The organism is cyanobacterium endosymbiont of Epithemia turgida isolate EtSB Lake Yunoko, from assembly GCF_000829235.1.
In the GTDB taxonomy this organism is placed as follows: domain Bacteria; phylum Cyanobacteriota; class Cyanobacteriia; order Cyanobacteriales; family Microcystaceae; genus Rippkaea.
In genome coordinates this window covers 427,539-453,501 of the sequence record NZ_AP012549.1, presented here as the reverse complement: position 1 = coordinate 453,501, position 25,963 = coordinate 427,539, and the positions used below count along the sequence as shown (strand labels likewise).

The 25,963-nt window shown below is 33.4% G+C and carries 15 protein-coding genes and 1 tRNA gene; 6 read left to right on the top strand and 10 right to left on the bottom strand.

Annotated features, from left to right (window positions below):
* Positions 1 to 359 precede the first annotated feature (359 nt).
* The 4 genes from thrC to ETSB_RS01285 form a co-directional block, all read right to left on the bottom strand.
* Positions 360 to 1,493 (bottom strand): threonine synthase, encoded by a 1,134-nt coding sequence (thrC, locus tag ETSB_RS01300; protein WP_084220169.1) that lies wholly within the window; start codon positions 1,491 to 1,493, stop codon positions 360 to 362.
* 426 nt (positions 1,494 to 1,919) lie between these two features.
* Positions 1,920 to 1,993: transfer RNA gene (locus ETSB_RS01295), tRNA-Arg, on the bottom strand.
* A 146-nt stretch (positions 1,994 to 2,139) separates the two neighbouring features.
* Positions 2,140 to 2,508: an EamA family transporter gene (locus ETSB_RS01290; RefSeq protein WP_044105847.1), complete on the bottom strand. Its 369-nt coding sequence runs from the start codon at positions 2,506 to 2,508 to the stop codon at positions 2,140 to 2,142.
* Between the two features lie 615 nt (positions 2,509 to 3,123).
* The gene (locus tag ETSB_RS01285; RefSeq protein WP_044105845.1) at positions 3,124 to 4,050 is read right to left on the bottom strand and encodes a spermine/spermidine synthase domain-containing protein; all 927 of its coding nucleotides are present in this window, start codon (positions 4,048 to 4,050) and stop codon (positions 3,124 to 3,126) included.
* A 962-nt stretch (positions 4,051 to 5,012) separates the two neighbouring features.
* Between ETSB_RS01285 and proA the strand changes: the two genes are divergently transcribed.
* From proA to ETSB_RS01265, 4 genes are all read left to right on the top strand, one after another.
* Complete coding sequence (gene proA, locus ETSB_RS01280) at positions 5,013 to 6,317, top strand: glutamate-5-semialdehyde dehydrogenase (protein ID WP_044105844.1); 1,305 nt, start codon at positions 5,013 to 5,015, stop codon at positions 6,315 to 6,317.
* Between the two features lie 823 nt (positions 6,318 to 7,140).
* Complete coding sequence (locus tag ETSB_RS01275; RefSeq protein WP_044105843.1) at positions 7,141 to 7,902, top strand: YebC/PmpR family DNA-binding transcriptional regulator; 762 nt, start codon at positions 7,141 to 7,143, stop codon at positions 7,900 to 7,902.
* Between the two features lie 1,080 nt (positions 7,903 to 8,982).
* A complete protein-coding gene (hpnA, locus tag ETSB_RS01270) occupies positions 8,983 to 9,969 on the top strand; it encodes a hopanoid-associated sugar epimerase (protein WP_044105842.1) in 987 nt (328 codons plus the stop codon).
* Between the two features lie 29 nt (positions 9,970 to 9,998).
* Positions 9,999 to 10,976, top strand: a complete 978-nt coding sequence (locus ETSB_RS01265) for an ABC transporter ATP-binding protein (protein ID WP_044105841.1) — start codon at positions 9,999 to 10,001, stop codon at positions 10,974 to 10,976.
* Between the two features lie 382 nt (positions 10,977 to 11,358).
* Here the strand turns inward: ETSB_RS01265 and ETSB_RS01260 are convergent, their stop codons facing one another.
* The 4 genes from ETSB_RS01260 to wecB all read right to left on the bottom strand — a co-directional run bounded on the left by ETSB_RS01260 (position 11,359) and on the right by wecB (position 17,305).
* On the bottom strand, positions 11,359 to 12,537 hold the full coding sequence (locus tag ETSB_RS01260; RefSeq protein ID WP_044105840.1) for an LptF/LptG family permease: 1,179 nt from the start codon (positions 12,535 to 12,537) through the stop codon (positions 11,359 to 11,361).
* A gap of 12 nt (positions 12,538 to 12,549) precedes the next feature.
* On the bottom strand, positions 12,550 to 13,278 hold the full coding sequence (lptB, locus tag ETSB_RS01255) for an LPS export ABC transporter ATP-binding protein (RefSeq protein ID WP_044105838.1): 729 nt from the start codon (positions 13,276 to 13,278) through the stop codon (positions 12,550 to 12,552).
* A 79-nt stretch (positions 13,279 to 13,357) separates the two neighbouring features.
* A complete protein-coding gene (locus tag ETSB_RS01250; protein WP_044105837.1) occupies positions 13,358 to 13,867 on the bottom strand; it encodes an LptA/OstA family protein in 510 nt (169 codons plus the stop codon).
* Between the two features lie 2,316 nt (positions 13,868 to 16,183).
* Entirely contained in the window at positions 16,184 to 17,305 is a 1,122-nt protein-coding gene (gene wecB, locus ETSB_RS01245; RefSeq protein WP_145972222.1) for a non-hydrolyzing UDP-N-acetylglucosamine 2-epimerase, read from the bottom strand.
* A 1,102-nt stretch (positions 17,306 to 18,407) separates the two neighbouring features.
* Here wecB and ETSB_RS01240 point away from each other — a divergent pair.
* Positions 18,408 to 19,328 carry an NAD(+) kinase gene (locus tag ETSB_RS01240; RefSeq protein WP_044105834.1) on the top strand — a complete coding sequence of 307 codons (921 nt, stop codon included), beginning with the start codon at positions 18,408 to 18,410 and terminating at the stop codon, positions 19,326 to 19,328.
* Positions 19,329 to 19,870: 542 nt separating this feature from the next.
* On the opposite strand, the gene ETSB_RS01235 is transcribed toward ETSB_RS01240, so the two are convergent.
* Complete coding sequence (locus ETSB_RS01235; protein WP_044105833.1) at positions 19,871 to 22,513, bottom strand: chloride channel protein; 2,643 nt, start codon at positions 22,511 to 22,513, stop codon at positions 19,871 to 19,873.
* Positions 22,514 to 24,472: 1,959 nt separating this feature from the next.
* The gene (locus ETSB_RS01230) at positions 24,473 to 24,670 is read right to left on the bottom strand and encodes a hypothetical protein (protein ID WP_044105832.1); all 198 of its coding nucleotides are present in this window, start codon (positions 24,668 to 24,670) and stop codon (positions 24,473 to 24,475) included.
* 321 nt (positions 24,671 to 24,991) lie between these two features.
* Between ETSB_RS01230 and ETSB_RS01225 the strand changes: the two genes are divergently transcribed.
* Complete coding sequence (locus ETSB_RS01225; protein ID WP_044105831.1) at positions 24,992 to 25,801, top strand: inositol monophosphatase family protein; 810 nt, start codon at positions 24,992 to 24,994, stop codon at positions 25,799 to 25,801.
* Positions 25,802 to 25,963 lie beyond the last annotated feature (162 nt).

The following is a 25,963-nucleotide window of genomic DNA, read 5'->3' as shown; positions in this document are numbered from 1 at the left end:
CTGCTTTTTTAACTTTTTTGCTTGACCGGTTGCTTATACCTACTGATCTCAAAACCCTTCTTTTTATTTAAGACAAAAAGGTAAGTTAGCTTTGCCTTCTACTATTTTTTGAACAACTATTGTAGTTTAGATTGTTGACAGTTGTTATTTAAGGCAATCATCAACCTTATTGTACTGTGACTTGGATATTGAGAATAACAACCGATATTTTAAATTTTATTGAAATCACATTTTATAGAGGTAAACAGCTATTGCCCCTATAAAATGTGTAGTTAAAGTTTCTAAAATTTGTATCAAATATCTCAGATTTTTCCTAACTTTCTATAAAAAGCATCGAGAATTAAGTCCGACACTGAGTATTAAAATCCCATCGCTTCAGCAACAAGAGGTAATTGGGGCTTGATTCCCGATTTTATTTGATTATTGCTATAGTTGATCGCACAGTCAGGATCTTTAAGTCCATTGCCTGTTAATACACAAACCACTGTTGCTTCACTAGGAACTTGATCTTTGACTTTTAATAATCCTGCCACAGAAGCGGCACTGGCCGGTTCACAGAAAATTCCTTCTTGAGAGGCTAATAAGCGATAAGCTTCTAGAATTTCCTGGTCGGTGACAGCGTTAAACTCTCCGAGACTAGCTTTTTTAACTGCCCAAGCTTTATCCCAATTAGCAGGGTTCCCAATACGAATAGCTGTTGCCAGAGTTTCAGGTGATCCAATTGGTTTACCACTGATGAATGGTGCAGACCCTGCAGCTTGAAACCCCATCATTTTGGGTAGGTGATCGCATTTCCCTAAACTATGATATTGACAAAATCCCATCCAATAAGCACTAATATTCCCTGCATTGCCCACAGGAATACATAACCAATCGGGGGCATTTCCTAAGCAATCTACCACTTCGAAAGCTGCGGTTTTTTGCCCTTCTAAACGATAGGGGTTAATAGAATTAACCAGGGTAATGGGATACTTTTCGGCCATTTCTTGGACAATAGTTAAAGCATCGTCAAAATTCCCTTCAATGGCGATCACCTCTGCTCCATAAAGCAAAGCCTGCGCTAACTTTCCTAGGGCAACATAGCCATCAGGAATGATAACAAAAACTTGCATATTACCACGTTTAGCATAGGCAGCCGCTGCTGCTGAAGTGTTTCCCGTACTAGCACAAATTACTGCTTTGGCTCCATTTTCAGCAGCCTTGGAAATCGCCATGGTCATGCCCCGATCTTTGAAACTTCCTGTAGGGTTCAAGCCATCATATTTAACCAGTACTTTGACTCCGCGCCCAATTTGTTGGGAAATACGGGGGACTTCAATCAGGGGAGTATTTCCTTCTAAAAGGGTGATAATTGGAGTTGCTTCGCTTACGGGGAGATAGGGACGATAGGTTTCGATTAACCCTGGCCAGGGTTGGCAGTTTGTAGGGGGAAGAGTTGGCACTTCCAAGAATTGAGTTTGAGCGGCTTGTGGCGTTAGATAATCAACTTTCATGGATAAGTTAAGCTTGAGGGTTGGTTGCCTTTACTAGTTTCTGGGAGGATTATTCCTCATTATTTTAGATCGGTCAGGTAGATTAGAATATCACTCTTTTTACCCTATTGAATAACAGATAAACAAGTTTCTATGGATTCAGTTTTGACTAACAACAAGTTTGCAGGAGCCACAAATATAAATCAGTTGTTCTGACCAAAATCTAAAGGAGTTTATTTCATCCTTCACAGTCCCTATCTTCGGTAAATTTTGACTAACCCCATAAATAGTTCAAACTCCACTTACACAATCAATTTACTTAGAAAAGTTGATTATATTTGTCAATTTAGCTCTTCCATACTAAAAATACTTAAAATGGGTCGGTCGTAAAAAAACACTGAATCTGGAAGAACAATTAATCTTAACTTTACTAACTTTTAATGAGTACGGGACTGGAGGGACTTGAACCCCCGACCTCGTGGTTCGTAGCCACGCGCTCTAATCCACTAAGCTACAGTCCCATGTCTTTCTCAACAGCTTATCATAGCATAACTTCTATTGATTGCACAAGGGGATAATTTTAAAAATCATAAGTCCAAAGGAAAAAAAAGCAGTTAAGCCTCATAAATAACTCACTTAATAGTTTAAAGTAACATGGAGATTAGTCTTAAGCTTTCCAAATAACTAAAATAACCCCACAAATAATAAATCCTAACCCACAAGCACGATATACAGGGATTGACTCTTGGAAGAAAAAATAGCCAATTAAAACCGAAAAAACATAAATTAACGCCGCAGAAGGACCAGCGATACTCAGTTGAACACGAGTCAATAAGAGAATATAGGCTATCGCTCCTAACCCATAGCAAGATAATCCCGCCAATAATTCTGGAGTCATGAGGATATTCAAAATATGACTAACCGCGTTATCTGCGTTTACTTTACCTAGCTTAGTTGCCCCGAGTTTTAACAATAACTGCCCCATGGTACTAGTTAGCACCGCAAATAACAACAGGTACAATTCCTTATAAGTCACAACAGCGGTTCCATCTGGATTCTATATAATTTAAGTCAGTATACAGTATATACAAAATTACAACGAAACTAAAAAATTAACCGCTTAATAGTTATTCACTATTAAGCGGTTAACTTACGTATGATATCTCCGTTTAAACCTTTTTCTCCTAAAAGGCGGATTTTATAACGGTTATTTATAACCCACGATCATGAACAAGAACTCAATAAATTATTTATAGACAATAAATTTTTTTGAAATACCGTAATCCTAAAACTCTGCTAGCTTTAGTTCTTTCTGCTTATCGTCCAGACGAGAAGATAACCTTAACTTCCCTTGGAGAAATGTTCAATTTTACTATTGACATATTAACCACAGTTATTATAGGTAATTATAATACTTATAGCTATAATGGTTGGATGGTTACACCTAGGGTATATAATTACAGTCGATAACTATACATAGATATCTATCGTTAAACTTGAATTTAATTAAACTGAAGATAATGAAGAAGAGCAAAACACAATTTTAAAAAAAATTAAATTGAGAAAATAACAATCTAATTTTATTAGATCTAAATAACAATTTAATTTGAACTCAAAGGTATACTAGTATCAAAAGTTAACTTCAGGATAATTAACTAAAAAATTTTGGTGGTTTATCAAAAGTATAAACATCCGTGCATTTTGAAATTGCGTCTCGAATATAAAGAGGAGTTTGCAACATTCCTAATAAAGTTTGTCCATCAATTAAACGTAATCCTCCTGTCGTTTGTGTCGCCAATAAATCATCAACAAAACCTGGGTCAGGGAAAGTGTTTAAAACTTGATTTCCACAGATAGCAAAACCCCAAGGAGAACCATAGGTAGGAGTGGGAGCACAATAAGAATTAACTTGAGGAAAAACAGCTTTTAGAGTATTCACTAAACGGGCGTGATATTTAATAAATGGAGGAGAAACTTGACCACTCTGAATAATCACTAAACCCTGGGGAGATAATACTTTCTGTAGTTTAGCGAAATATTCCTTGGTAAATAATGGGAATGACGGACCTTCTTCAATGGGATCAGATAAATCTGAGATGATAATATCCCATTTTCCGGAGATTTTATCTAAAATTTTTAGAGCATCATCGATAATTAATTCCACTCGTGGATCATCAAAACAGTTTTGGTGCATTTCAAGTAGATGTTTTTGACAAGCAGCTACTACTTCTCCATCAATGTCAATCATCGTCACTTTTTCAATAGATTTCCACCGTAAAATCTCCCGAATAGTCGCCCCTTCTCCACCACCTAAAATGAGGGCTTTTTTTACAAATTGATGGGTAATCATTGCTGGTTGTACTAAACTTTCATGATAAATAAATTCATCTCCTACACAGGATTGCCATTTTCCGTCTAAAATTAATGCTTTACCATAGGACTCACTTTCAACAATATACATCTCCTGATATGGAGTTTTTTTATAAACTAAAATTTCTTTAATTCCATGACTATAAATGTCCCAAGGGGTAATATTTTCATTAATCCACAGCTCTGTCTTAGTTTTACTAGTAGTCATAATATTCATTTCATTTAAAAGATAGTCTAGCTATTAATCAAAGCACAAAATTGTTATATAGCGTTAAAATATTATTTATTTGAAAGGTTTTTTCTAAAATTTAATCAAAAAAATCTCTACTAATTTATTTTATAAGTGATAAAATAAATTAGATTATGTATTTATTGAGTAACCAATCTTACTTAGAAGATTTTCTCTTTTGTGTATAACTAAACAATTTGTGTTTATTGTTTATACATGGTATTTTATATATTGGTATAAGTCGATATAATAATAACTATTATTTAAGAAGAATATTTTTTATCTATTGATATAGAAAAGACTTTTTTGCAAAAAGAGAAAAAATTACTTTATTGACTAAGAGACGTAATAGTACACTATAAATAGTAGTATAACAGAAATAATATATATTACGAGCAGTTTTTATTTTATCTGAATCATTTTTTTATAAAATAAAATTTATTTTCAAGAAAAATATAACAGTTTTGCTATTGTTTTTGAACCAATAGCAAAACTGTTATATATTCTAAATAGTTTGAACCCTTAACCTATCTTTATCTTTCACGCTAATTCATATCTAATTACTAATATCATTTTATTTAAAATTTTAATATTAGTGATTGAAATTTAACGGTAATACTACACTTTATAACTATAAAAATAAGTTTTATAATTTTGTATCTTTATCAAATAGTGGTGTTTTGCAGCTAGCCTAGAATAACCACAATGATTAAAAATTAAAATATTAAATTTAAAAGACTTTATTCCTAAGTTAGCTATCAATTTTTTTACTTATGTAAACATATTAATATTTTCAGTCTACATCTATACTCTTCAATATTTTTTTCTGCTTTATTTCTAGAAATATAAAAACCCATTAAAGATATAAGTTTAGAATAGTAAGATTTTTAGGTTTTTAGATATGATAGTATATCGAAAGAAACGTTAATTTAAAAATTTTTATGCTTTCAACTTCAGTCACAGCTTTATCTTTAGTAAAAATTGCCAAGAAAACCCGTGAAGCTGCACGTCAGTTAGGATTACTATCTATAGACGAGCGCAATAATGCAATTGAAGCCATCGCGCAGGCCTTGGAAGACAAAATTCCTGAAATTATTACGTCGAACCAATCTGACTGTCAAACCGCTAAAAGGGAAGGACTTTCTCAACCTTTATATAACCGTTTAAAACTTAGCGAGACCAAATTAAAAGCTACGATTAAGGGGGTAAGAAATATTGGAATATTGCCCGATCCTGTAGGGATAATTCAAATCCATCGAGAGTTGGATGAGGGGTTAATATTAAAGAGAAAAACCTGCCCATTGGGAGTGTTAGGAGTTATTTTTGAAGCCAGACCTGAAGCCTTAATTCAAATTACTAGCTTAGCCATAAAATCTGGTAATGGGGTAATTCTTAAAGGAGGAAAAGAAGCAATTAATTCCTGTCAAACTCTATTCAAAGTTATCCAAGACGCACTTGTAAAAACTAGCGTTGATCGCGATAGTATTAAATTACTAACTACCCGTGAAGAAATTAAAGAATTATTAGCGTTAGAAAAGGATGTTGATTTAATTATCCCTAGAGGATCTAATAATTTTGTTAGTTATATTCAACAAAATACTAATATTCCTGTCTTAGGTCATGCCGATGGAATTTGTCACCTTTATGTTGATAAACAGGCAGATTTAAATAAGGCAATTGCCATAACAGTAGATTCTAAAATTCAATATCCTGCAGCTTGCAATGCCATTGAAACATTATTAGTGCACCAAGAAATTGCCCCTCAGTTCTTGCCTAAGATAGCTCAAGTTTTAAAAGAAAATAATGTTGAATTAAGGGGAGATAAAAATTGTCAAGAATTAATCGATATAATGCCTGCTACAGAAGAGGATTGGAAAACAGAATATAGTGATCTTATCCTCTCAATTAAAATCGAAGCTTCCCTAGAAAACGCGATCGCTCACATCAACACTTATGGTTCAAAACATACCGATGCAATCATTACGGAAAATAATATTTCCGCTACAAAATTTTTAAACCAAGTAGATGCAGCCGGGGTATTTCATAATTGTTCAACTCGTTTTTCTGATGGGTTTCGCTACGGTTTTGGGGCTGAAGTCGGTATTAGTACTCAAAAAATGCCTCCCAGAGGTCCGGTAGGCTTAGAAGGATTAGTTACCTATAAATATCAAGTGACTGGAGACGCTCACATTGTAGCAACTTATTCAGGAGATCACGCTAAGTCTTTTAACTGTCGAGATATGTAAGAAACTTTTTATCAAAAAATATTAAGGTCGTATATTGAATAAATATGAAAGTTATTGTTATTAATGATATTTGATCAAAAAAATTGAACCATTTTTATAATTTTAAATTAATTTAGATTAACAGTTATTTTATAAATAAATTTAACTTTTTTGTAAAATAGTGCAAACTAAGAGAAGGTAAGTTATAAATCTTTTAATTGCATGGTGATTAACTACTATTAGTATTAACAGTTTTCATGGCTATTTTTATATTAGAGCTATTTAAAATTATTCCTAATACCATAATTTTTTTATTGGTGACAGCTTTAGTTTAAGGATTTAGAATAAAATATTTATTTTAGAGTACACTTATTGGTTCATTTTTTTCTATATTGTAAACAGTCTATTATCCAAAATGAGTATTAATGTAATTTAAAATACTTTTATATTAGCAGATATCCCAAATTGTTATTAATTTGTTGAATACCGTAAAAAATAAATTTGATAAATATATACATAAAAAAATAAAAACTTTTATTCAAAATAATTATTATTACCTTAAATTACCTAAATTAAATCAATAAATATGGAGAGTTAAAGCAGATTTATTATATAAATACTTAAAATATTTTATTAAGTTTAATAAACTGATAATTAATACTAAAAAATAAGAAAGACTACTTAGTATTCATAATAAGTATCAACTGTATCTAGTAATTTAATTGAATGTATCTAATTATAGTTGTCAAAGTTAAGTAATGATTCTATCAGACAGTTAACTATTTATGAGTTAGTTCAGGATGTAGTAAAATTATATAATATATATAGGGTTTTTGAAAAAATTATGGCAGGTCATAGTAAGTGGGCAAATATCAAACGCCAAAAAGAAAGAGTTGATAAAAAGAAAGGCAAAACTTTTACTCAATTATCCCGTGCCATTATCATAGCAGCAAGACATGGGCTTCCTGATCCAGCGGCTAATTTTCAACTTAGGACTGCAATTGAAAAAGCCAAAGCCGCTGGGATTCCTAATAAAAATATAGAACGGGCGATTGCTAAAGGGGCAGGAACCTATGAAAATAGCGATTCTATGTACGAAGAAATCTGCTATGAAGGCTACGGATTAGGGGGCGTGGCTATTCTCATTGAAGCCCTAACCGACAATCGCAACCGCACAGCTGCTGATCTGAGGGAAGCGTTTAGTAAAAACAGAGGAAATTTAGGAGAAATAGGTTGTGTAAGTTGGATGTTTGACCAAAAAGTGGTTGTCATTCTTGAAGGAGAAATCAGTGAAGATTTTCTTCTTGAAGTTTCCGTCCAAGGAGGGGCGGAAACCTACAAATTATCTGAAGAAGAAATGAAGGCTGAAATTTTTAGTGAAGTTACTAACTTAGATCCTCTAACTCAAACCTTAAAAGAAAAAAAAATTAATTCTTTTGAAGTGGAATTAAGATGGATTCCTAATACTCTTGTAGAAGTTAATGATTCAGATCAATACAGATTACTTTTAAAATTAATTGATACACTAGAATCTCTTGAAGATGTGTATAGCGTAAATGCAAATTTTTTAATATCTGAGATATTCATTGAGGCTAATGTCGCCTGAATAAACTTATGATTTTAATTATAAAATACTAGTCTAATACTTATAAAGATTGGAATATTATAAGCTAGATTGTGGAAAAAAATTATTGTTTCAATGTTTGTACAAATAAATTTTTATGCTGCTAATTAGAGTCAAACATTCAGTAAAGCTGTTAAATTTCCTATGACATTTGTGCAATATTATCCCTTATAAGGATATAAGCAATTCGAGTAATAGATACTCTCGTTGTAATGTTGACAGATCTCAAAGTTATTCGAGAAGTAACTTTAAGCTTCAAAGTTCGTTTTCCAAAATTGTACTGTGATTGAAATAAGAGCAATTTCCTAAAATGGAAGCAGAGTCCTTCAACAAGGAGTAGTGCTCCTAGGAGCAGATTGCCTAAAATTCTAGTTTCAGGTAGTATTTTCCAAGCTAGGACTTAAATATTATTAGTGACGATATGAGCAAAGTAAATTTAATTTAAATAATGATCAGGAATGTAATAATATTTTATTACGGTTTAGATTCGCATTATATTGGTGAGTATATTATGAAATAAATCCTAGAATAAATATAAATGTTAAATCACTTAATTGCTGTTATATAAGTATTTTTAGTTTAGTTAAATATCAAAGAGTCAACACTGATAGATTTATGGTGATTTTGCGAAAAGTACTTTATATACTTCTACCTTTTGCAACAAAATAGAATAAATGAAACAGCGAAACTTTGATAATCTTAACTTTCTAACCTAATGTTTCTTGAAAGATGTAAATTTATTTTTAAGTTAGGCACATAAAAATTAGCTAAATATTAAAAAACTAAAGGAAGTTTGTCAAATTATTCAATAAGGAGGAGATTTAAAAAATTAATTTTAAGGTAATTGAAGAGGATGTTAGTATAGAAGAATCACTCAAAACTTTTTTATGAAAGATGTGTCACAGTATAATAAAAACTCTAGTTTATATCCAACAGGAAGAGTTTGCTTAGCACATTTTACCTTAATGTAATGTTTTGTTGATAAAAATTCTTTCGTTTATTATGCTTATCTGAGCAATTTAAAATTTACATATATTTAATTACAAAAAAATTACTTCATAAATGACAATTAAAGCATTTATTACAGGAGGAACTGGATTTGTCGGCACAAACCTAGTTCGGCTGTTATTAGAGCAAGGTTATCAAGTGCGAGTGTTAGTGCGTCCCAACAGTTGTTTAAATAACCTTAAAAACCTAGATGTTGAACAGGTAAAAGGTGATCTAAATGGTCCTGACTTGGCTGCAAAAATACGAGGAACTCACATACTTTTTCACGTTGCAGCTCACTATTCTTTCTATCAACAAGATCGCCGCCAACTTTATCAAAGTAATGTTTTGGGAACTCGTTCAATTCTAGAAGCCGCCCGTCAAGCTAGAATTGAACGCACGGTTTATACAAGTTCCGTCGCCGCTATTGGAGTAGGAAAGTCCGGTCAAATCATTAATGAAACTTATCAAAGTCCAGTAGAGAAATTAGTTAGTCACTACAAAAAATCAAAATATTGGGCTGAACAAGAGGCTCATAAAGCTGTCCAAAATGGTCAAGATGTAGTCATTGTTAATCCCAGTACCCCTATCGGACCATGGGATATTAAACCTACCCCCACGGGAAAGATCATCTTGAGATTTTTACGCCGTCAAATGCCCGCTTATGTAGACACAGGGTTAAACGTAATTGACGTGCGAGATGTAGCCTGGGGTCATTTATTAGCTTTAGAAAAAGGGAAATCGGGGGAACGTTACCTCCTAGGACACAAAAATTTAAGCCTTAAAAGGCTATTAGAAGAATTAGCTACTATTACTCGATTAAATGCTCCCCAGCAAACTGTTCCTTTTTGGCTACCTTTAACTATCGCTTGGATCGAAGAATCTCTGTTAGCTCCTTTGGGAAGATCTCCATCCCTAGTCCTAGATGAAGTACGAATGTCTCAGTTTCCGATGTATTACGATGGAAGCAAAGCAGTCAAGGAATTAGGATTACCCCAATCATCGGTTAAACAAGCTTTACAAGATGCTGTTACCTGGTTTGTTAATCATAGATATGTATAAAAGTTTAACAATTATCAATTGTAATCATAATGTCAATTATTGTCGAAAATCTTGCTAAAAACTACTATATTCCTATTAAAAAACCTGGAATTAGAGGAACATTATCCCACTTTTTCAATCGAACTTACCGAAAAGTAGAAGCTGTCAAAGATATCTCATTCACTATTGAACAGGGGGAAATAGTTGGATTTCTTGGAGCTAATGGTGCAGGGAAAACCACCACCCTGAAGATGCTTACTGGGCTAATTCATCCTTCAGAAGGAAAGGTGAGAATTGCGGGGTATCTTCCCTTTCGTCGCCAACCCCAGTTTCTACAAAAAACCAGTTTAGTGATGGGACAAAAACAGCAATTATTATGGGATTTACCAACATTAGATTCATTAAGGATTAACGGAGCAGTCTATAAAATTCCAGATAAAATCTTTAAACAACGACTACAAGAATTATCTCAAATGTTATCAATTGAAGATAAACTAACCCAGCCAGTCCGTAAACTATCTTTAGGAGAACGGATGAAAGCTGAATTATTAGCCGCTCTTTTACATTATCCCCAAATATTATTTTTAGATGAACCGACTTTAGGATTAGATGTTAATGCTCAAGCTGCGATTAGGAAATTTTTACGGGATTATAATCAGCAGTATCAAGCAACAATTCTGTTAATCAGTCATTATATGGCTGATATTACAGCTTTATGCAAACGGGTTTTATTGATTCATCAAGGACAATTAATCTATGACGGAGATTTAGAGAAAATTTTCTCTAGATTTTCCCCTTATCGACAGGTAAATGTAGAATTAGCTCACTCTATTTCAACTGATCAATTAGCTAGTTATGGGAATGTTGAAACCGTTGATAGACAAGTAGTTAGGTTTTTAGTTAAACAAGAAAATTTAATCACTATGATTACTCATATTCTAGATCAATTGGAAGTCATTGATCTTAATGTAACTGACCCTTCCATAGAAGAAATCATTGGTAATATTTTTCAAACTAACAGTATTTAATCACAAATAAAATCTTTACCTTTGAGCTATTATTTTAAACCTGTTTAAGTAAATAAATAAAATTAAGTTAAATAGGATTGCCACCACTAATGAAAATTTTAATAAGTCTTAATAACAATAATAAGTTAAATGTTTAATTTATTAATTTGTTAAAAACAAACTTATTATATAAAGACTCATAATCTAATGTCAATACCCATAATTTTTGTACTTAGTCTAATTATAGAAAGTGAATTAGCAAACATTTTCTTTTTTTTTCATGATGTGATCCGCAATTATTTTCTAGAAGTCATACTTTCTTCTAAAGGGAAAGTAACTCTTGGGATTTCAATAACTTTTCCTTGAATAAGGATATTAAATATCATATTTTTTTCTATTTTTACTATCTTAGACTGGCTGATTGTACTAGTAATAATCCTCCGGCACTCAATCCTAAAATATTAGGAGCCCAAGCTGCTAAAAACGGAGTAAAAATTCCCCAAATTCCTAAAGAACTAGTAACGAAAGCAAGAAGATAATAGCCAAAAATCAACCCAACACAAATTCCAAAACTAGTGGCTCGATTGGTATTTTGCGGTCTAACTCCTATCGCTGCTCCCACTAACCCAAACACTACGCAAACAAACGGAAGAGCATACTTTTCTTGTATGCGAACTTGTACCTTACGAACCCGTTTTTCATTACCACTAAGTTTCATAACTTCTAAATATTCTTGAGTCTCACGAATACTCATTTCAGTAAAGTTTTGACGACTATTTGCTAAATCTAAAGGAGCGCGGGGTAAAGCTAATTGTTGATGTTGAAACCGGACAATATTACGATAGGAACCATCAGGGGCAATTAAGTAAATTGTTCCGTTAAAAAAATCCCAGGTATTAGTTAAAATATTCCATGTTGCCGACTGAGATGTGACAATTTGGTTTACCCCTTCTTGGGTACGATCAAGGATCGTCAATCCCCGCATTTGTTTCCCATTAAATTCTTCCGCATAGAATAGACGGCTTAAAATAGTTGCTTCTTTTCCATCTTCCTGTTGAAGGGTACGGTATTCGGGATAAACAATATTTCGTTCTGTAAAATTGGGACGTTCTTGGTTAATAGCCTTTTCTAGGGTAACAGCCGCTTCGTGAGTGGCTGCTGGGGCAATCCAATCATTCACTATAAAGGCACATACTGTCACTATTAAGCTAAATAACACGGAAGGAATTACTAAGCGATAAATACTGACCCCTAAACTTCTCATGGCAATTAATTCACTATCGCTCGATAGACGACTATAAGCCATTAAAGCTGCCAATAACATGGCCATTGGAAAAGCCAAAACAACGAACCCAGGCATTTTCAATGCCAGGATTTTTAGGGCTACAGTAAGTAATAAACCCGATTCTGTGACACGGCGCACTAGATCAAATAAAGTTCCGATCGCAATGCCTAATGAGGTGAAAATCCCCATTCCAAAGAGAAAAGGTAATAAAATCTCCATAAAAAGATAGCGATCCATAATGGATAAGCTAGGAAGTTCCAAATTAACTTTTTTAAATTTAAATTGCCCCATGTTCATGGTTATTTTTCGTTATAACTGGAAGTTTTCCCCTAAATAATACTGTCGCACTAAATCATTAGCATAAAGTTCTTCAGCACTACCAGCAGCTAAAATCTGACCGTCACGCATAATATAGGCACGATTAGTGATAGCAAGGGTTTCTCGGACATTATGGTCGGTAATCAGGATACCTATATTGCGATCACGTAAGTGGGCGATTAGAGTCTGAATTTCCGAAACTGCGATCGGGTCAACCCCAGCAAAAGGTTCATCTAATAACAGAAATTCTGGTCCATTGAGTCCTACTGCTAAGGATCTAGCGAGTTCTGTGCGCCGTCGTTCTCCCCCAGAAACTTGAGAGCCTTGGGTATTGGCAATTTTTTCTAGACGAAATTCTTCTATAAGTTGATGCAGACGGTTTGCCCGTTGGCGAAAAGGAACTTTAGTTTGTTCTAGAGCTAAGTGAATATTTTCGCGAACACTCAAATGGCGGAAAATACTAGCTTGTTGGGTCATATAACCGATTCCTAACTGCGCTCTTTTATTGAGAGACAAAGTAGTAACATCTTGTTGATGAAGCCACACTTTACCTGTATTGGGTTTAATTAACCCTGTCGCAATATAAAAGGTAGTAGTTTTTCCCGCTCCATTAGGACCGAGGAGTCCCACAATTTCTCCAGGGGCTACTTGTAAGTTAACTCGATTAACGACAAAGCGTTTTCCGTAGGATTTATGAATGTTATCTAAAACGAGTGTCATTATATTAAACTCAGAAGTCGCTAATTTATAAAATTCAAAAAGACACCTTATCAAAAATTGCAACTATATGAATTGCCGATCAGGGATTTAAGAGTAGGGGTAAAGGAGTTGAGTTTAAAGGAGGAGCAGGAGCTACGGATGCAGGGGCGGGAGGACTTTCTTCATTTTCAGTGACAAGATAGATAGATTCAACTTGCTCGCTAGATTCTGGCGTGGCAATAAATCGTCCTTCGTCGATGAGATAAGTCATGATTTCTGCCCGCATACTATTGCCTTCTTGTAAGACGTAAACGTTACCTGTTAAAACCAGACGACGTTCTCGACTAAAATATTGTGCTTGGGCGGCAGTGCCTTGAATTTGGCGGGCAGGATAAAAAATTTGCACATTACCCCTAGCGGTGACAACGCCCGTTTCTGAGTTGGCTTCTTGAATATCAGCGCGAACGGTCAAGGGACTGTTGGAGGATGGTGTTTGGGCAATCGCGTTTAGGGATGTCCCTTTAATGGTCAAGATTCCTATTATTAGGGCGAGAACACTCTCTAGAACTTTTAAGGAATATTTGGGCGTTAATACCGGAACGGATAACATTGCTCTTCTAGTCTAGTGGTCCAAGATTATTGATTCGATTATAGGGATAAAAACAACGAGTTGGTTCGGAAGTTGTAAAAACATTAGGCGGACTGTAATCATTGGATATCCCATCGCGCTCTATTTTATTTAAATATCTTTGTTTTGGGCACCCCTTCTAAAACGAAAATATCTAATAGCTGTATATCTATACTAGGTTGCAAAACAGCTATAACTGTTTTAAGTTAGGAAGCAATAGGAATGTTGAAGACTTCATAAGGCAAAAACCTCTAATTTAGAGTTGTTTATCTAAATTAGAGGTTTTTTATACTATTTAAATCAAAGAAAGTTTTGCTTGAATGTTATTATGGTTTTCTATTGCTAGACCTACAATCTATACATACAAAAGTTTATAAAATAACTGAATAAATATATAATTAAAATTGCTGCTATATGCTGATATTTTTTTTTGCTACTGCTTATAGAGAGTTTATAAGTCAAATAAATATGCCTCTAATAGTTATATAAATACGAAACCTGATAATACAAGTAACAACTTATACTATATAGTCAATACTACAAAAAATTATTAATAAAAATTAAATTGTGTTTTGTTTGATAGATAATCTGTCTTTATACTTTCTATGTCAAATAAGCAACTTGGTTTAATGAATAAGTATTAAATTTGAAAGGATTTACTATTCTCTATGGTCAGTTTTATCTCCTTTCAAAAGAAGAAACTTCCTGATTAACACCATTGAGTTCCTATTATCCTTAATGATTTTACATAGTTCCTAATCCTTGCTTGATTAATCATGATGGTTAATATAGAATTATTGACAAAAAATTTTCAATTTTTTAACACCTTAAACAGAGTTTAAATTAGTATATATTTAGTTCTATTTTTTAAAAAAATAAGTTTAAATGTTATAATGACAGACTAATTTATATTTTTTATTACAATTTAAATGTATAACAATATTTAAATTGTAATAATTACATCAGTAATTTAACTTAAATATATATTATTTAAGTTGAAGTTTCAATAAAAATATTTTTGATTAAAACTTTGTTTAAATACTTTAGGTAAAGTATATTTATCTTCAAACATATTTGAAAAATTTCATAAGCTTTTATTTTATATAATTGTACTTTTATGTTCTTTTTTTATCTCTTCTATAGCTATTTTAAATTCAGGTAACATTTGTTTCCTTAAAGTTTTTATACAAGACTACCGATTCTACATTTTATTTAAATTTGGAAGGTTAGATGGGAGCTGCCATAGTTTATGTCTAGTTTTTTTAACCATTTTTCTTATGTTGTTTTCTTATAAAGAATAGTATGATTTAACGTTCTCTCCTAGTTACGATTGAGTAATTAAACTTTTAGATAATTAATTGCATAACTAAGCTTTAAATAAATCTCTATTTTTAAATATTAACAGGTTGAGAAGGTAAAAAATGTTACTTTTTAAAAAACCTAATATAAATATTATTTACACTTATATATTCAAAAATATACACAAATTATAGGATAACGTATCCATTATTTAAAATAATATTTATATAGATTATTTAATCTATTATTTAATTTAGATTTATATAAATTAAATATTCTTTTTTTAGATATTTATTATCATTTTTATTCCAAAAATTATAATATTTTTTTATATCCGTAATTTTTTATCTAGGAATTCATGACTCTTGGAGCGTATAACTTATTATTTTATTGACAAACGTTAGTTACTCCATCATAATTAAGCTATTTATTTTGAGTTATATTATTATTTTTTTTCTCAAGAATCTAAACTTTTATGTGTCCTTGACTTTACTATATTTTATGAGTTATTTTTTAATTGTGTGGAGTAAAAAAATAAAGTATTGTAACTAATTTTAACGAAATGAAACCCCATAAACTTTTTTATGTATTTTTTATATTTCCTCAACCAATGATTAGTGTTAATCATAAGGATAATCTAACACGTTTGCGTAGTACTACAGTAAAAGTAATCTATATTTTTCATATTTTCTGCTAAATAAAATAGCAACTTTATAAAGTTATCTTAATTGATAATGTCGTTTATCTATTTTTTATAAGCAGTTTGTTCTACAACGATGTTTTCATCAATGTATTCTTAGTTAGAAGAATATTGATTTAATGCTGTATAAAATAACTGATGATTAAGTGATTTATATTTTTCCACATCTGTTACAAATTATTACTATTACTCATATAATATAACTATTGTCGTTCCTGATATCCGCATTCTTAAATAAGAACGTGATGATAATTATTAATATTAATGATACGTATTTAGCCAATACTTAGTCAAAATAGTTAATACTTTTCTCCTAAATAACGTTGTACGATTTCTAAAATACGATCACTTGCTTTCCCATCCCCAAAGGGATTAATCGCATTAGCCATTTTTTTATAAGCATTTTTACTATTTAATAATTTACTCGCTTCTGCTAAAATATTCTGAGAATTAGTACCCACTAACTTAGCAGTTCCGGCTTCAACAGCTTCAGGACGTTCAGTAGTCTCTCTTAACACCAACACAGGTTTACCTAAACTAGGAGCTTCTTCTTGTAATCCACCTGAATCTGTCAATAATAAATAGCAATTCTGAATTGCAACGACTAATTCTCCATAACCTAAAGGTTCAGTTAGGAAAACTCTTGGATGATCCTGTAATACTTTTTGAATTGGTTCCCTAACTACTGGGTTGCGGTGCATTGGCAATAATAAGATTGTATCAGGATACTTATCTAAAATAAGACGAAGACTAGTGAGGATATTTTGTAAAGGTTGACCCCAATTTTCTCGTCTGTGAACTGTTGTGAGTAACAACCGATAGTTATTAGTATCTAAGCCTTTAATGTCAAGGGTTTGCTGCTTCTTTTTGGCAACTGTTAATAAGGCATCAATTACTGTATTACCTGTGAGATGGATTTCGCCTGTGACTCCTGAACGCTTAAGATTTTCCACAGCTAATTGAGTGGGGGCAAAATGTAATTGAGCAAGTTGGGAAATTAGACGGCGGTTAGCTTCTTCAGGAAAAGGATTATAAATATCATCAGTGCGTAATCCCGCTTCAACATGGCCAATGGGGATTTGTTGATAAAACGCCGCTAATGTAGCTGCAAAAGCAGTAGTGGTGTCTCCTTGAACTATGACTAATTGTGGTTGAATTTCTTTAAAGACAGCTTCTAACCCTTGTAAACTACGGTAGGTAATATCAGTCAGAGTTTGACGGGGTTGCATAATTTTAAGATTGTGATCACCTTCCAATTCAAATTCAAACAATTTCATCACTTGTTCTACCATTTCCTGGTGTTGTCCAGTGAGGATAACATAAGTCTTAAACGCCGGCGATTGACGAAATTTTTTGATCACGGGAGCAAGTTTGATTGCTTCAGGACGAGTTCCTAGGGTAATACAAATGGGGTAAGGCACTGAAATTGTTAAGAGGTAATGTTAGCTTATTGATTCTATATTATTAGAGTCCGGCAATGAAGTTATCCCTTTTATAAAAAATTGTACTAAAAAAATACTTTAGCATTATAGTTGTTTATATCTCGATAAATACAAGTGAAGAAATATAAATTAGTTGCGCAAAAAAATAAAGCTGTACTCCATAGATATTCTCACTAAAATAATAGAACTATTCTCTTGTTGCCGAGAATAATTTTCTTTAATTGGCGCAGAGCAGTTACTAAAATGTAAAAACCCTATGCTAGTGTACAAGATATCAGTACTTACTTAAAAAAGACAATAAGTGTTAGGGTCAGTATTTTTACAATGCTTTGTTTCGTTCAAAGACTTAACTTGACCGCGAAAAACATTTCATGCTTTAGAACTTTACATAAGATAGGGTTTTAACTTTGAAGGAAGAATATTCGACGATATTTGGATAACTAAAACTTTCAGATCTAGTTTTTACTGACAAAACTGGAGTACGTGCTGGCTATAACTCATCACTTTGTCGAAATAACTAAAAAAAGATGAGTTTATGGAAAATATCTTCATATGTTATGTTGATTAGAGTATCCGCTAAATCAGTCTTTTTAGCCTCTTTTACTTTTGAATGATGAACAAAATAAAGAAGTTTTTCTTGATTATGGAACAGAGGCACTGACACACTGTAGCCAGAAGCTTATGTGCCCATGGATAATTTACTAAACTATAATAGAAGAATAAAAGATTAGAGAACTGATGGAATCTATAAGAGCAAAGGTCGTATTTTTATCTCTTTACCCTCTTGATTTCAACTTCATTGAAAACTGTTAGTAAAAAATAAAAAAATATTTTTAAATTCTAGTATCCTTGAATTTGAGAGAGATAAATCTAGATATTGATTGAGTAAAAACTGAATAAAGACACAATTGCCTTGTTGTTCACTATTATAATCATAAGCTACTCAATGCACTAGACTTTTAGTAAAGTCTAGTGCATTGAGTAGCTTATAGATAACTTAATTCGATACAATAATAGGAAAGTAAGGTTTAAACATCCCTCGGTAAGTTGAGGGAAAAATTAACAATTAAACTCAACTAACGTGGAACTTAAACAAGTAATTATTGCTTACAAAGCTGCAGATGCCCAAAGTAAATCATGGGCTCAAACCTGTGCTCGAGAACTAGAAGTCCGTAACTGTAAAGTATTGATGGGGCCTAGTGGGATTAAAGACAATCCCTACCCCGTGTTTTTATCTTCTGTTAACGAAAAAATTGATCTAGCTATCATTTTAGGAGGAGATGGAACCGTATTAGCCGCAGCGCGACAATTAGCACCAGAAAACATCCCTATCTTGGCAGTGAATGTGGGAGGACATTTAGGCTTTCTCACCGAACCCTTTGAGTTATTTCAGGATATAGAAAACGTTTGGGCTCGTTTGTTAGGGGATCGCTATGTAGTACAACAACGCATGATGTTAGAAGCTTGTTTATTTGAAGGAGATAAGACCAACCCAATCCCCAGTAGTGAACAGTTTTATTGTCTCAATGAAATGTGTGTGAAGCCTGCAAGTATTGATCGGATGCCCACATCAGTTTTAGAAATAGAACTCGATGGAGAAGTGGTGGATCAATATCAGGGGGATGGGTTATTGGTAGCAACTCCTACGGGGTCAACTTGTTATACTGCTTCAGCCAATGGACCTATTGTTCATCCAGGCATGGATGCGATCGCTGTTACTCCCATTTGTCCCCTAAGTTTGGCCAGTCGTCCTATTATTATTCCCCCTCGGTCTGTAGTAGATATTTGGTCTTTGGGGGACTTTGAATTAAATACTAAATTGTGGACTGATGGAGCTTTAGCTACGTCTATTTGGCCAGGACAATGGATAAGGGTTCATATGGCTGAATGTGTGGCCAAATTTATTATTCTTCAAGAAAATTATTCTTTTTATCAAACCTTACGAGAAAAACTCCAATGGGCTGGAACGAGAATCCACTATGACAACAACCATCGAGGGTGAGGAGTAAACTGGGATATGTTGGCGGCGTGCGTGGCATAAGATACTTGAAACTCACTCACCTTAGTACGTTATGCTATGATTTAACTTCAGTTTAGAATTGTCACGAAAAAAATTAACCGAATGTACCTTACTTAATTCATATTTTATTTACTAATAATCTACTAGGATGTATTTGCTTCGTAATTTTTAAAAATTAAACTCCTCATTTTTTTAGAGAGACCTAAGAGTCTATTTTCTTTTGATTAATGACAATTTTAGATAAACTCAAGCTAAGTAGTCCTAGTCCTAGTAAGGGAGTAATTCCATAACCTGTTGAGCATTTGATACTCCAGCGATAGTGACCAGGTAGAAAAATAAATAATGAGTTTATAAGGTTAAGTGATTATTTACATGATCTCAAACCTAATATTATTTCTTCATGTGATTATTTTTCCCAGCATAGGTTGTTCACTGAGGCATCTGCATGCAAAAAAAATCTAATTTATATGAATTTAAGACATATTTTTTATACATTTTTAGATTTTTCTTGCAGTGGACTAATCTTATAATGCATCTTGAACTAAAATAACAGTGCTGTGGACTTGCCGAGCGATTGTTTTGGAAAGATTACCATGTATCACCTGTTCTAACAGACCCTCGCGACTGACCCCTAACATGACTACATCACAAGTTTCGGAGGTTGCCAAATGAACCACCGCATCAGCCACCGATTGGGAACGAATGGGTAAAGGAATAACAAGGCGCTCAAGAGTTCGTTGTAACTCTTGAGCAGTTTGTTCTAAAGCTTGGTAGTCAGGAAAATTGCCATCAGGAGAGAATACTTTACACAACCAAATAATTGGCGAGCGTGAACAATTATACAACCCAGTTAGTCCAGGGAGTAACTCCATAGCCCGTTGAGCATTAGGTACTCCAGCGATAGGAATTAACCAGGTAGCATCCTTATCTAAATTGTAAGGATAAACATTATGGTGATCACCCAATTTAATTAAAACTAATTCACAAGGGGCTTTACTAATCAAAAAATCTACTATATGTCCAAAAACTGCTCCAGGAGTTCGACTGTCTTCAGTCCATTCCAAGATCATCAAAGTAATATGGCGATCACGGATTGTTTCTAAAATAGCTTGGGCAATATCATGAGCAACCCGAATTTGAGTGTGAACCGGAAGATGCTGATGCCGGCCTAATCTTTCCAGGTCTTGGAGTAATTGACGCTGGGGTTGATTTTTTAGGGAAGTTTGAGCAGGATTACTGTGTTTTGGAACTTTAATTATCTGTAAACATTCTAATTCCGATTGTTTCTGAGTTGCGATTGCCGCTCCAATTTGAAACAAAGCTGTTGCACTATTTAGGTTAGCCAAAGGCAATAAAATGCGTCCCTCTCCAATAGCTGGAGCGCGAGTTTGATAGATAGCATAAGAAGGTTCTTGCAAGGATTCATTTCTTTGAGCATTATGACCTTCAAGTTGATTAGCCTCTACACGAATAATATCAGTGCGGGTAATAATTCCTACTAATTTTGTCCCTTCTGTTACTGGAAGACGAGATAATCCATGTCGATTAAGTATATAGAGAACATCACTTAGAAAAGCATCGGCTGGAACCGTAATTGGGCGTGGTGTCATGAAATCTCTAAGACATGTGTCTGGTAAATATTGAGCCGAATTGGACAAATCAGTTTGAGTGACAATTCCCACTAATTTGCCGTTCTCTATCACTGGAAAGCCGCGATGACTCGATATAGACATTGCTTGAAAAACTTCTTCAAGGGTCAAATGACTAGGTAAACTTTCTACTTTGGACTGCATGACATTGGCTGCAGTCAATTGAGACAAAAAATCTTGCGCCGTTGCTGCTTCATTAATGTAAATTCCCTTAGTCCTAAGCATATCTTCGTATAAAGACCCTCGTGATACACTCTCGGCTACCACATAAGAAACCGCACAAGTCACCATTAAAGGAAGAACGATATTAAAATCCGTGTTTAATTCAAAGACAATAACAATAGCTGTTACCGGAACCCGAACTACTGCAGTAAAAAAGCCCCCCATTCCTGCCAGGGCATAGGTAGATTCGGCGCCCGTTCCTGTTATAAACTCCTCAAAATCTCCCACTAAATAGCCTAGGGCGGATCCCAAAACTAAAGCGGGGGCAAAAAGTCCCCCCGGAGCATTAGAACTATAGGCTAGTATAGTTAAGAAAAAATGAGCAACAAAAGCTAAAAGAATTTTGTCGTCACTCAATCCACCTGTAACCAAAAAAGTTCTTAATCCTGCATTATCTTGAAAAAAAGGAGGTAAGAGAGCAACGATTACCCCGGAAATCATCCCAACTAATCCGATTCGCCAAGGTAAAGGTAAATTAAGACGACTTTGCACGCTCAGACTAAACAGAAGTCCCCGTTTAAAAAGTGAGCCTAATATCCCAGCTAAAATCCCCAACAATAGGTAAAAAGGAATTTCAGAAGCTGAAAAACTAATATTAGGCAGATTTAAAAGGGAAGACGAAAATGATAGAGATGCTGACTGAAGGATTAAAGAGACAACAGCTCCCACAAATGAAGCAACAATAGCGGTTTGTAGAGTTAGACCAGAAACATCGCGCATCAACTCTTCAACCACAAATAGAACTCCAGCAATCGGAGTACTAAATCCAGCAGCTAGTCCGGCAGCAGCTCCAGCCGCAATCATTTGTCGTCGATGTTCAGGAGAGGTGGGAACCCAACTGCTTAACTGTGCTGCTAAAGCCGCTCCAATATGGACTGTGGGGGCACGACGACCTAGGGTTAATCCAGCCCCTAATACCAAGACCGTGCCAATTAATTTAACTAGAACAACCTGTAGAGATAATGGGACAGGATAGCGAGCCAACGAAGCTTTGACTTGGGTAATACCACCTCCTGCAGCAGTAAGAGAAACTTGTTCGATCAACCATCCCGATACCCATCCTAAAATTAAGCCTCCAAGGGGAAGGACCCAAATCGCCCCAAATTGATTGGCTAAACTTACTCGCCATCCTCCCAAGCAACCGACTCCTACTTTAAGAATAAGAGCAGCTAAGGCTGAGAGAAATCCGATCAAACAGGCCTCTACTAAGGCATAGCGAGGATCGGTGGTACCGAGCCTAAAGTTACTAGAAGTGAGCCACTGGTAGAGGCGTTTGGGATACAAATGAGGCTGCATGCTTCACCAGATTGAGGCTAGGTGTATTAATCATAGATTATTATTAGATTAGAACTTTAGCTAACAATCCTCTAGATCTCTTTTAGATTTGAAGAATGTGACGGTGTGATGATGATGTTTTCGTCAAATATTTTCTAAGTTTCTTAAGTTTTTCAATATTACTTAATAGATATTAATGATATTAGTCGAAGTCTCCCTGAGCAATTGTTTTCTATATAATCAGAATTTATACTATCTTCAGATACAAAGAAACCTCTCTAATCTTTTGGAAAAACCTAATATCAATTAATATTATAACTTTAAGATTTAAATAATATTAAATCTTAAATGCATTCTTGAATATTACTTTTTTGCAGCGGCTAACTTAAAAATAGTATTAACAGTTTTAAGATTAAATAATAACTGAAATAATAAAAATTTTTATATGTTTTGTGATACTTGAAAGCTTTACATGAGTGAGCCAAATTAAATATTTGTGATTGGCATAAGTAAAATTAATCAAAGAATATAAATTATATTTAGTATAATTTAAGGTTAAAATTAATATATTTTTATTAGTAAACTTAATTTAAGTGTAGTATCAACTGAATAAATTGAAGCAAATATAAAAAAAAACAAACTGTGCTCCTATAGATATTTCCACTGAAGTAATAGAAACTAATAATAAGACTAGTTAATTAATTTTATAACTATCAGAGTCTTTTTAAGTCAGTTATAGTTTTATCGATTATCTCCCTGGAGATTATAAAACAACAAAAAGTAGATAACTGTTTCCTCATGGACGGAAACATTCCTTTTAATGGAAGCATAATCACCTAAACATTGTAGAAGAATTGCTAGAATAAAATAACTATGCTGCTCTACAAGAACTAAGTATTCACTCAAACGAAAAAATAAATACTTTATACCTTGGTAGCTTCTCAATCTACCAAGGTATAAACCCTGAGATGGGAGTGTTCTATGTTACTTAGATAACTTAAACTTGCGTACTTAATTTTGATGAATGAAACTGAAGTTAAGCTAGCTATGACTTGTCGCTATGCCGGAGCAACTAAAGAGAAACGAGCTTAGGGAACACATTCTAATAATCAAGTAAAAATATTGCGTTAATCGTAACGCTCGCTACATTAGGTTTTTCTATTTTACTATTTAAAAATATGTAAACAAAAAAGATTTTCTCACTGATGAAGTCTATCGGAGCATAAGTAGTATTTTTTTCTCCTTATTATCCTAATTTTAAGTATATTGAAAACTGTTGATTAAAATATCAAGTTCATAAATAAAGTGATTAATTTAGTGATTAATTAAAATATAGTGTTTTTTTAAAAATTTAGCTAACATAATTAGAAAGATAAATGTTATCAAAGTTTACTCGTAGCCAAAAGATAAACTCCATGATAGAAAAGAGCATAAATATTATCTATAAAATAGAAGAGTATAGCAAATCAAAGATATTGTAAGTTAGGTGAATTAATCAAAAAATACAATCTTATATAAATTTTTAGATAAGGTTTTAAAAAATATCTTCACTAAGAATGATTTCAAGAGCTTTCAAAAAAGGATTTAATGATTTATTAATAGATAATATTCATTTAAGCCTATAAAAAACAATGGTTGAATTTATAAAAAAATATAGATGAAAGTAATAAAAATAGGTACGATAATTAATTTATTTTTTAATTAAAAAGAAGCTAACAAGGGGATAAAATAATACTGCGCTATTCCTCAAATAATAGGAGTATAAGGATTATTTACTTATATTAAAGTATGGTTTCATCCATAGAGTTTAGTAAGTCGTACTTACATATAAGCTGGAGAGCGAAAGGTAATTTCATATAAAAATGTTTTAGTCGTGGTTCTTACGCTAGCAAGAAAAAGATCAGTGGAAGAACCTAGAGATATTGTTTGTCTAGACATCTTGAGCCAAAATATTGCCAACACGAGCTTAACGACGGAGTGTTAACGTCCTGATTTTTGCGTTTGAGCAACAAAACCGGCATTGATGTAGCGGACATAATTATCAATACGATCCTTCTGTCCAACTCGACCAGGATTTTTAAAAATATCCGTTAATCCCACTCCCAAAATCATAACGACTAGAGAAAGAAGAATATAGTTACGGATCATAGCAGCTTTGTTAGTTGAAGTTGATAACATTTTCTTATCTCATTAATATTTTAAAGTTTCATCTACGACAAAAATTTTATGGGCAGTATCGGTCTCAAAAGTAAAATATTGATAATTTGGGGTTCAAATGAATTTAAATTTTTTGCCTTATTGTAGAAAAAATATCCAAAAAGATGTGATTGCCCACTAGCATAACACTTTTGTTAAAATTCTATCCGAGGGCAACTCATGAAATCTTTCTAGCTTTTATCTTGGGGAACCTGGAATCAAAAAACTTGCTTTATCAAATTATATTCCTATATCTTCTAAGGATGATATCCTATTGCTACCTTCTTATTTTTACAATTGAACATGGAACAATTTTGGCACCAGGTTTTAACGTTTTGTCGGACGACAACCCAAAAAATCGGACATCATTTAGTGGCTGATGTAGGTAAAATATCCCCTACACAGAAGGATGATGGTTCTTTAGTTACCCAAGCTGATCATTGGACTGATCAAACTATTCGCACAGAGATCGCTACCAAATTTCCTGAACATGGAGTTCTTACTGAGGAAACCACTCATATCTTCCCTGAAACAGACTGGTGTTGGATCATTGACCCGATTGATGGAACCACTAATTTCACGCGAGGTATCCCAATTTGGGGGATTTCTCTGGGATTGTTATATAGAGGAACCCCTGTTTTTGGCTTTGTTTATTTTCCCCAACTTCAGCAATCTTTTCATGGATACTGGTATGGGGAAACCGGAATAACTGGACCTAAAGGGTCTTATTCAAATGGAGTAAAAATTCACACTAGTTATGACCAGCCTAGCCAAAGTCATCTTTTTAATTTATGCACTCGTAGTACTAAAATTCTTAGAGAACCTTTTCCGTGTAAAATTCGTATGATTGGAGTCGCTAGTTATAACATTTCATTAGTGGCTTGTGGAGCAGCATTAGGGGGGGTAGAAGTCACCCCTAAAATTTGGGATATTGCAGCGGTTTGGGTTATTCTTAGAGGTGCAGGTGGAGTTTTTGTCTCTTTAAATGATGACCCTATTTTTCCGCTTAAGATTGGTGATGATTATGGAAAAAAATCTTTTCCTTGTTTAGTGGCTAGTCAACCTGAATTAGTGCCCTTTTTTAAGCCCTTCGTACAGTGTATTTTATCCTAAATTATGATCTAATAACTTTGTTTATGGTAAAAAATATTTGTTCATAACATTGTTAACTTATCAGGTATTCATATATTTTATTCAGAATGGAATCTAGGAAAAAAATAATTATACTGTTGTATCGTTTGGCTGATAATAGCTTAATTTAGTCAAGTTTAGAAG

What these genes read in the sequence shown, in the direction of transcription:
- thrC (WP_084220169.1), bottom strand. Translation starts at nt 1,493, where the DNA reads ATGAAAGTTGATTATCTAACGCCACAAGCCGCTCAAACTCAATTCTTG.
- ETSB_RS01285 (WP_044105845.1), bottom strand. Translation starts at nt 4,050, where the DNA reads ATGACTACTAGTAAAACTAAGACAGAGCTGTGGATTAATGAAAATATT.
- proA (WP_044105844.1), top strand. Translation starts at nt 5,013, where the DNA reads ATGCTTTCAACTTCAGTCACAGCTTTATCTTTAGTAAAAATTGCCAAG.
- ETSB_RS01275 (WP_044105843.1), top strand. Translation starts at nt 7,141, where the DNA reads ATGGCAGGTCATAGTAAGTGGGCAAATATCAAACGCCAAAAAGAAAGA.
- hpnA (WP_044105842.1), top strand. Translation starts at nt 8,983, where the DNA reads ATGACAATTAAAGCATTTATTACAGGAGGAACTGGATTTGTCGGCACA.
- ETSB_RS01265 (WP_044105841.1), top strand. Translation starts at nt 9,999, where the DNA reads ATGTCAATTATTGTCGAAAATCTTGCTAAAAACTACTATATTCCTATT.
- ETSB_RS01260 (WP_044105840.1), bottom strand. Translation starts at nt 12,537, where the DNA reads ATGAACATGGGGCAATTTAAATTTAAAAAAGTTAATTTGGAACTTCCT.
- lptB (WP_044105838.1), bottom strand. Translation starts at nt 13,278, where the DNA reads ATGACACTCGTTTTAGATAACATTCATAAATCCTACGGAAAACGCTTT.
- ETSB_RS01250 (WP_044105837.1), bottom strand. Translation starts at nt 13,867, where the DNA reads ATGTTATCCGTTCCGGTATTAACGCCCAAATATTCCTTAAAAGTTCTA.
- ETSB_RS01235 (WP_044105833.1), bottom strand. Translation starts at nt 22,513, where the DNA reads ATGCAGCCTCATTTGTATCCCAAACGCCTCTACCAGTGGCTCACTTCT.
- ETSB_RS01230 (WP_044105832.1), bottom strand. Translation starts at nt 24,670, where the DNA reads ATGTTATCAACTTCAACTAACAAAGCTGCTATGATCCGTAACTATATT.
- ETSB_RS01225 (WP_044105831.1), top strand. Translation starts at nt 24,992, where the DNA reads ATGGAACAATTTTGGCACCAGGTTTTAACGTTTTGTCGGACGACAACC.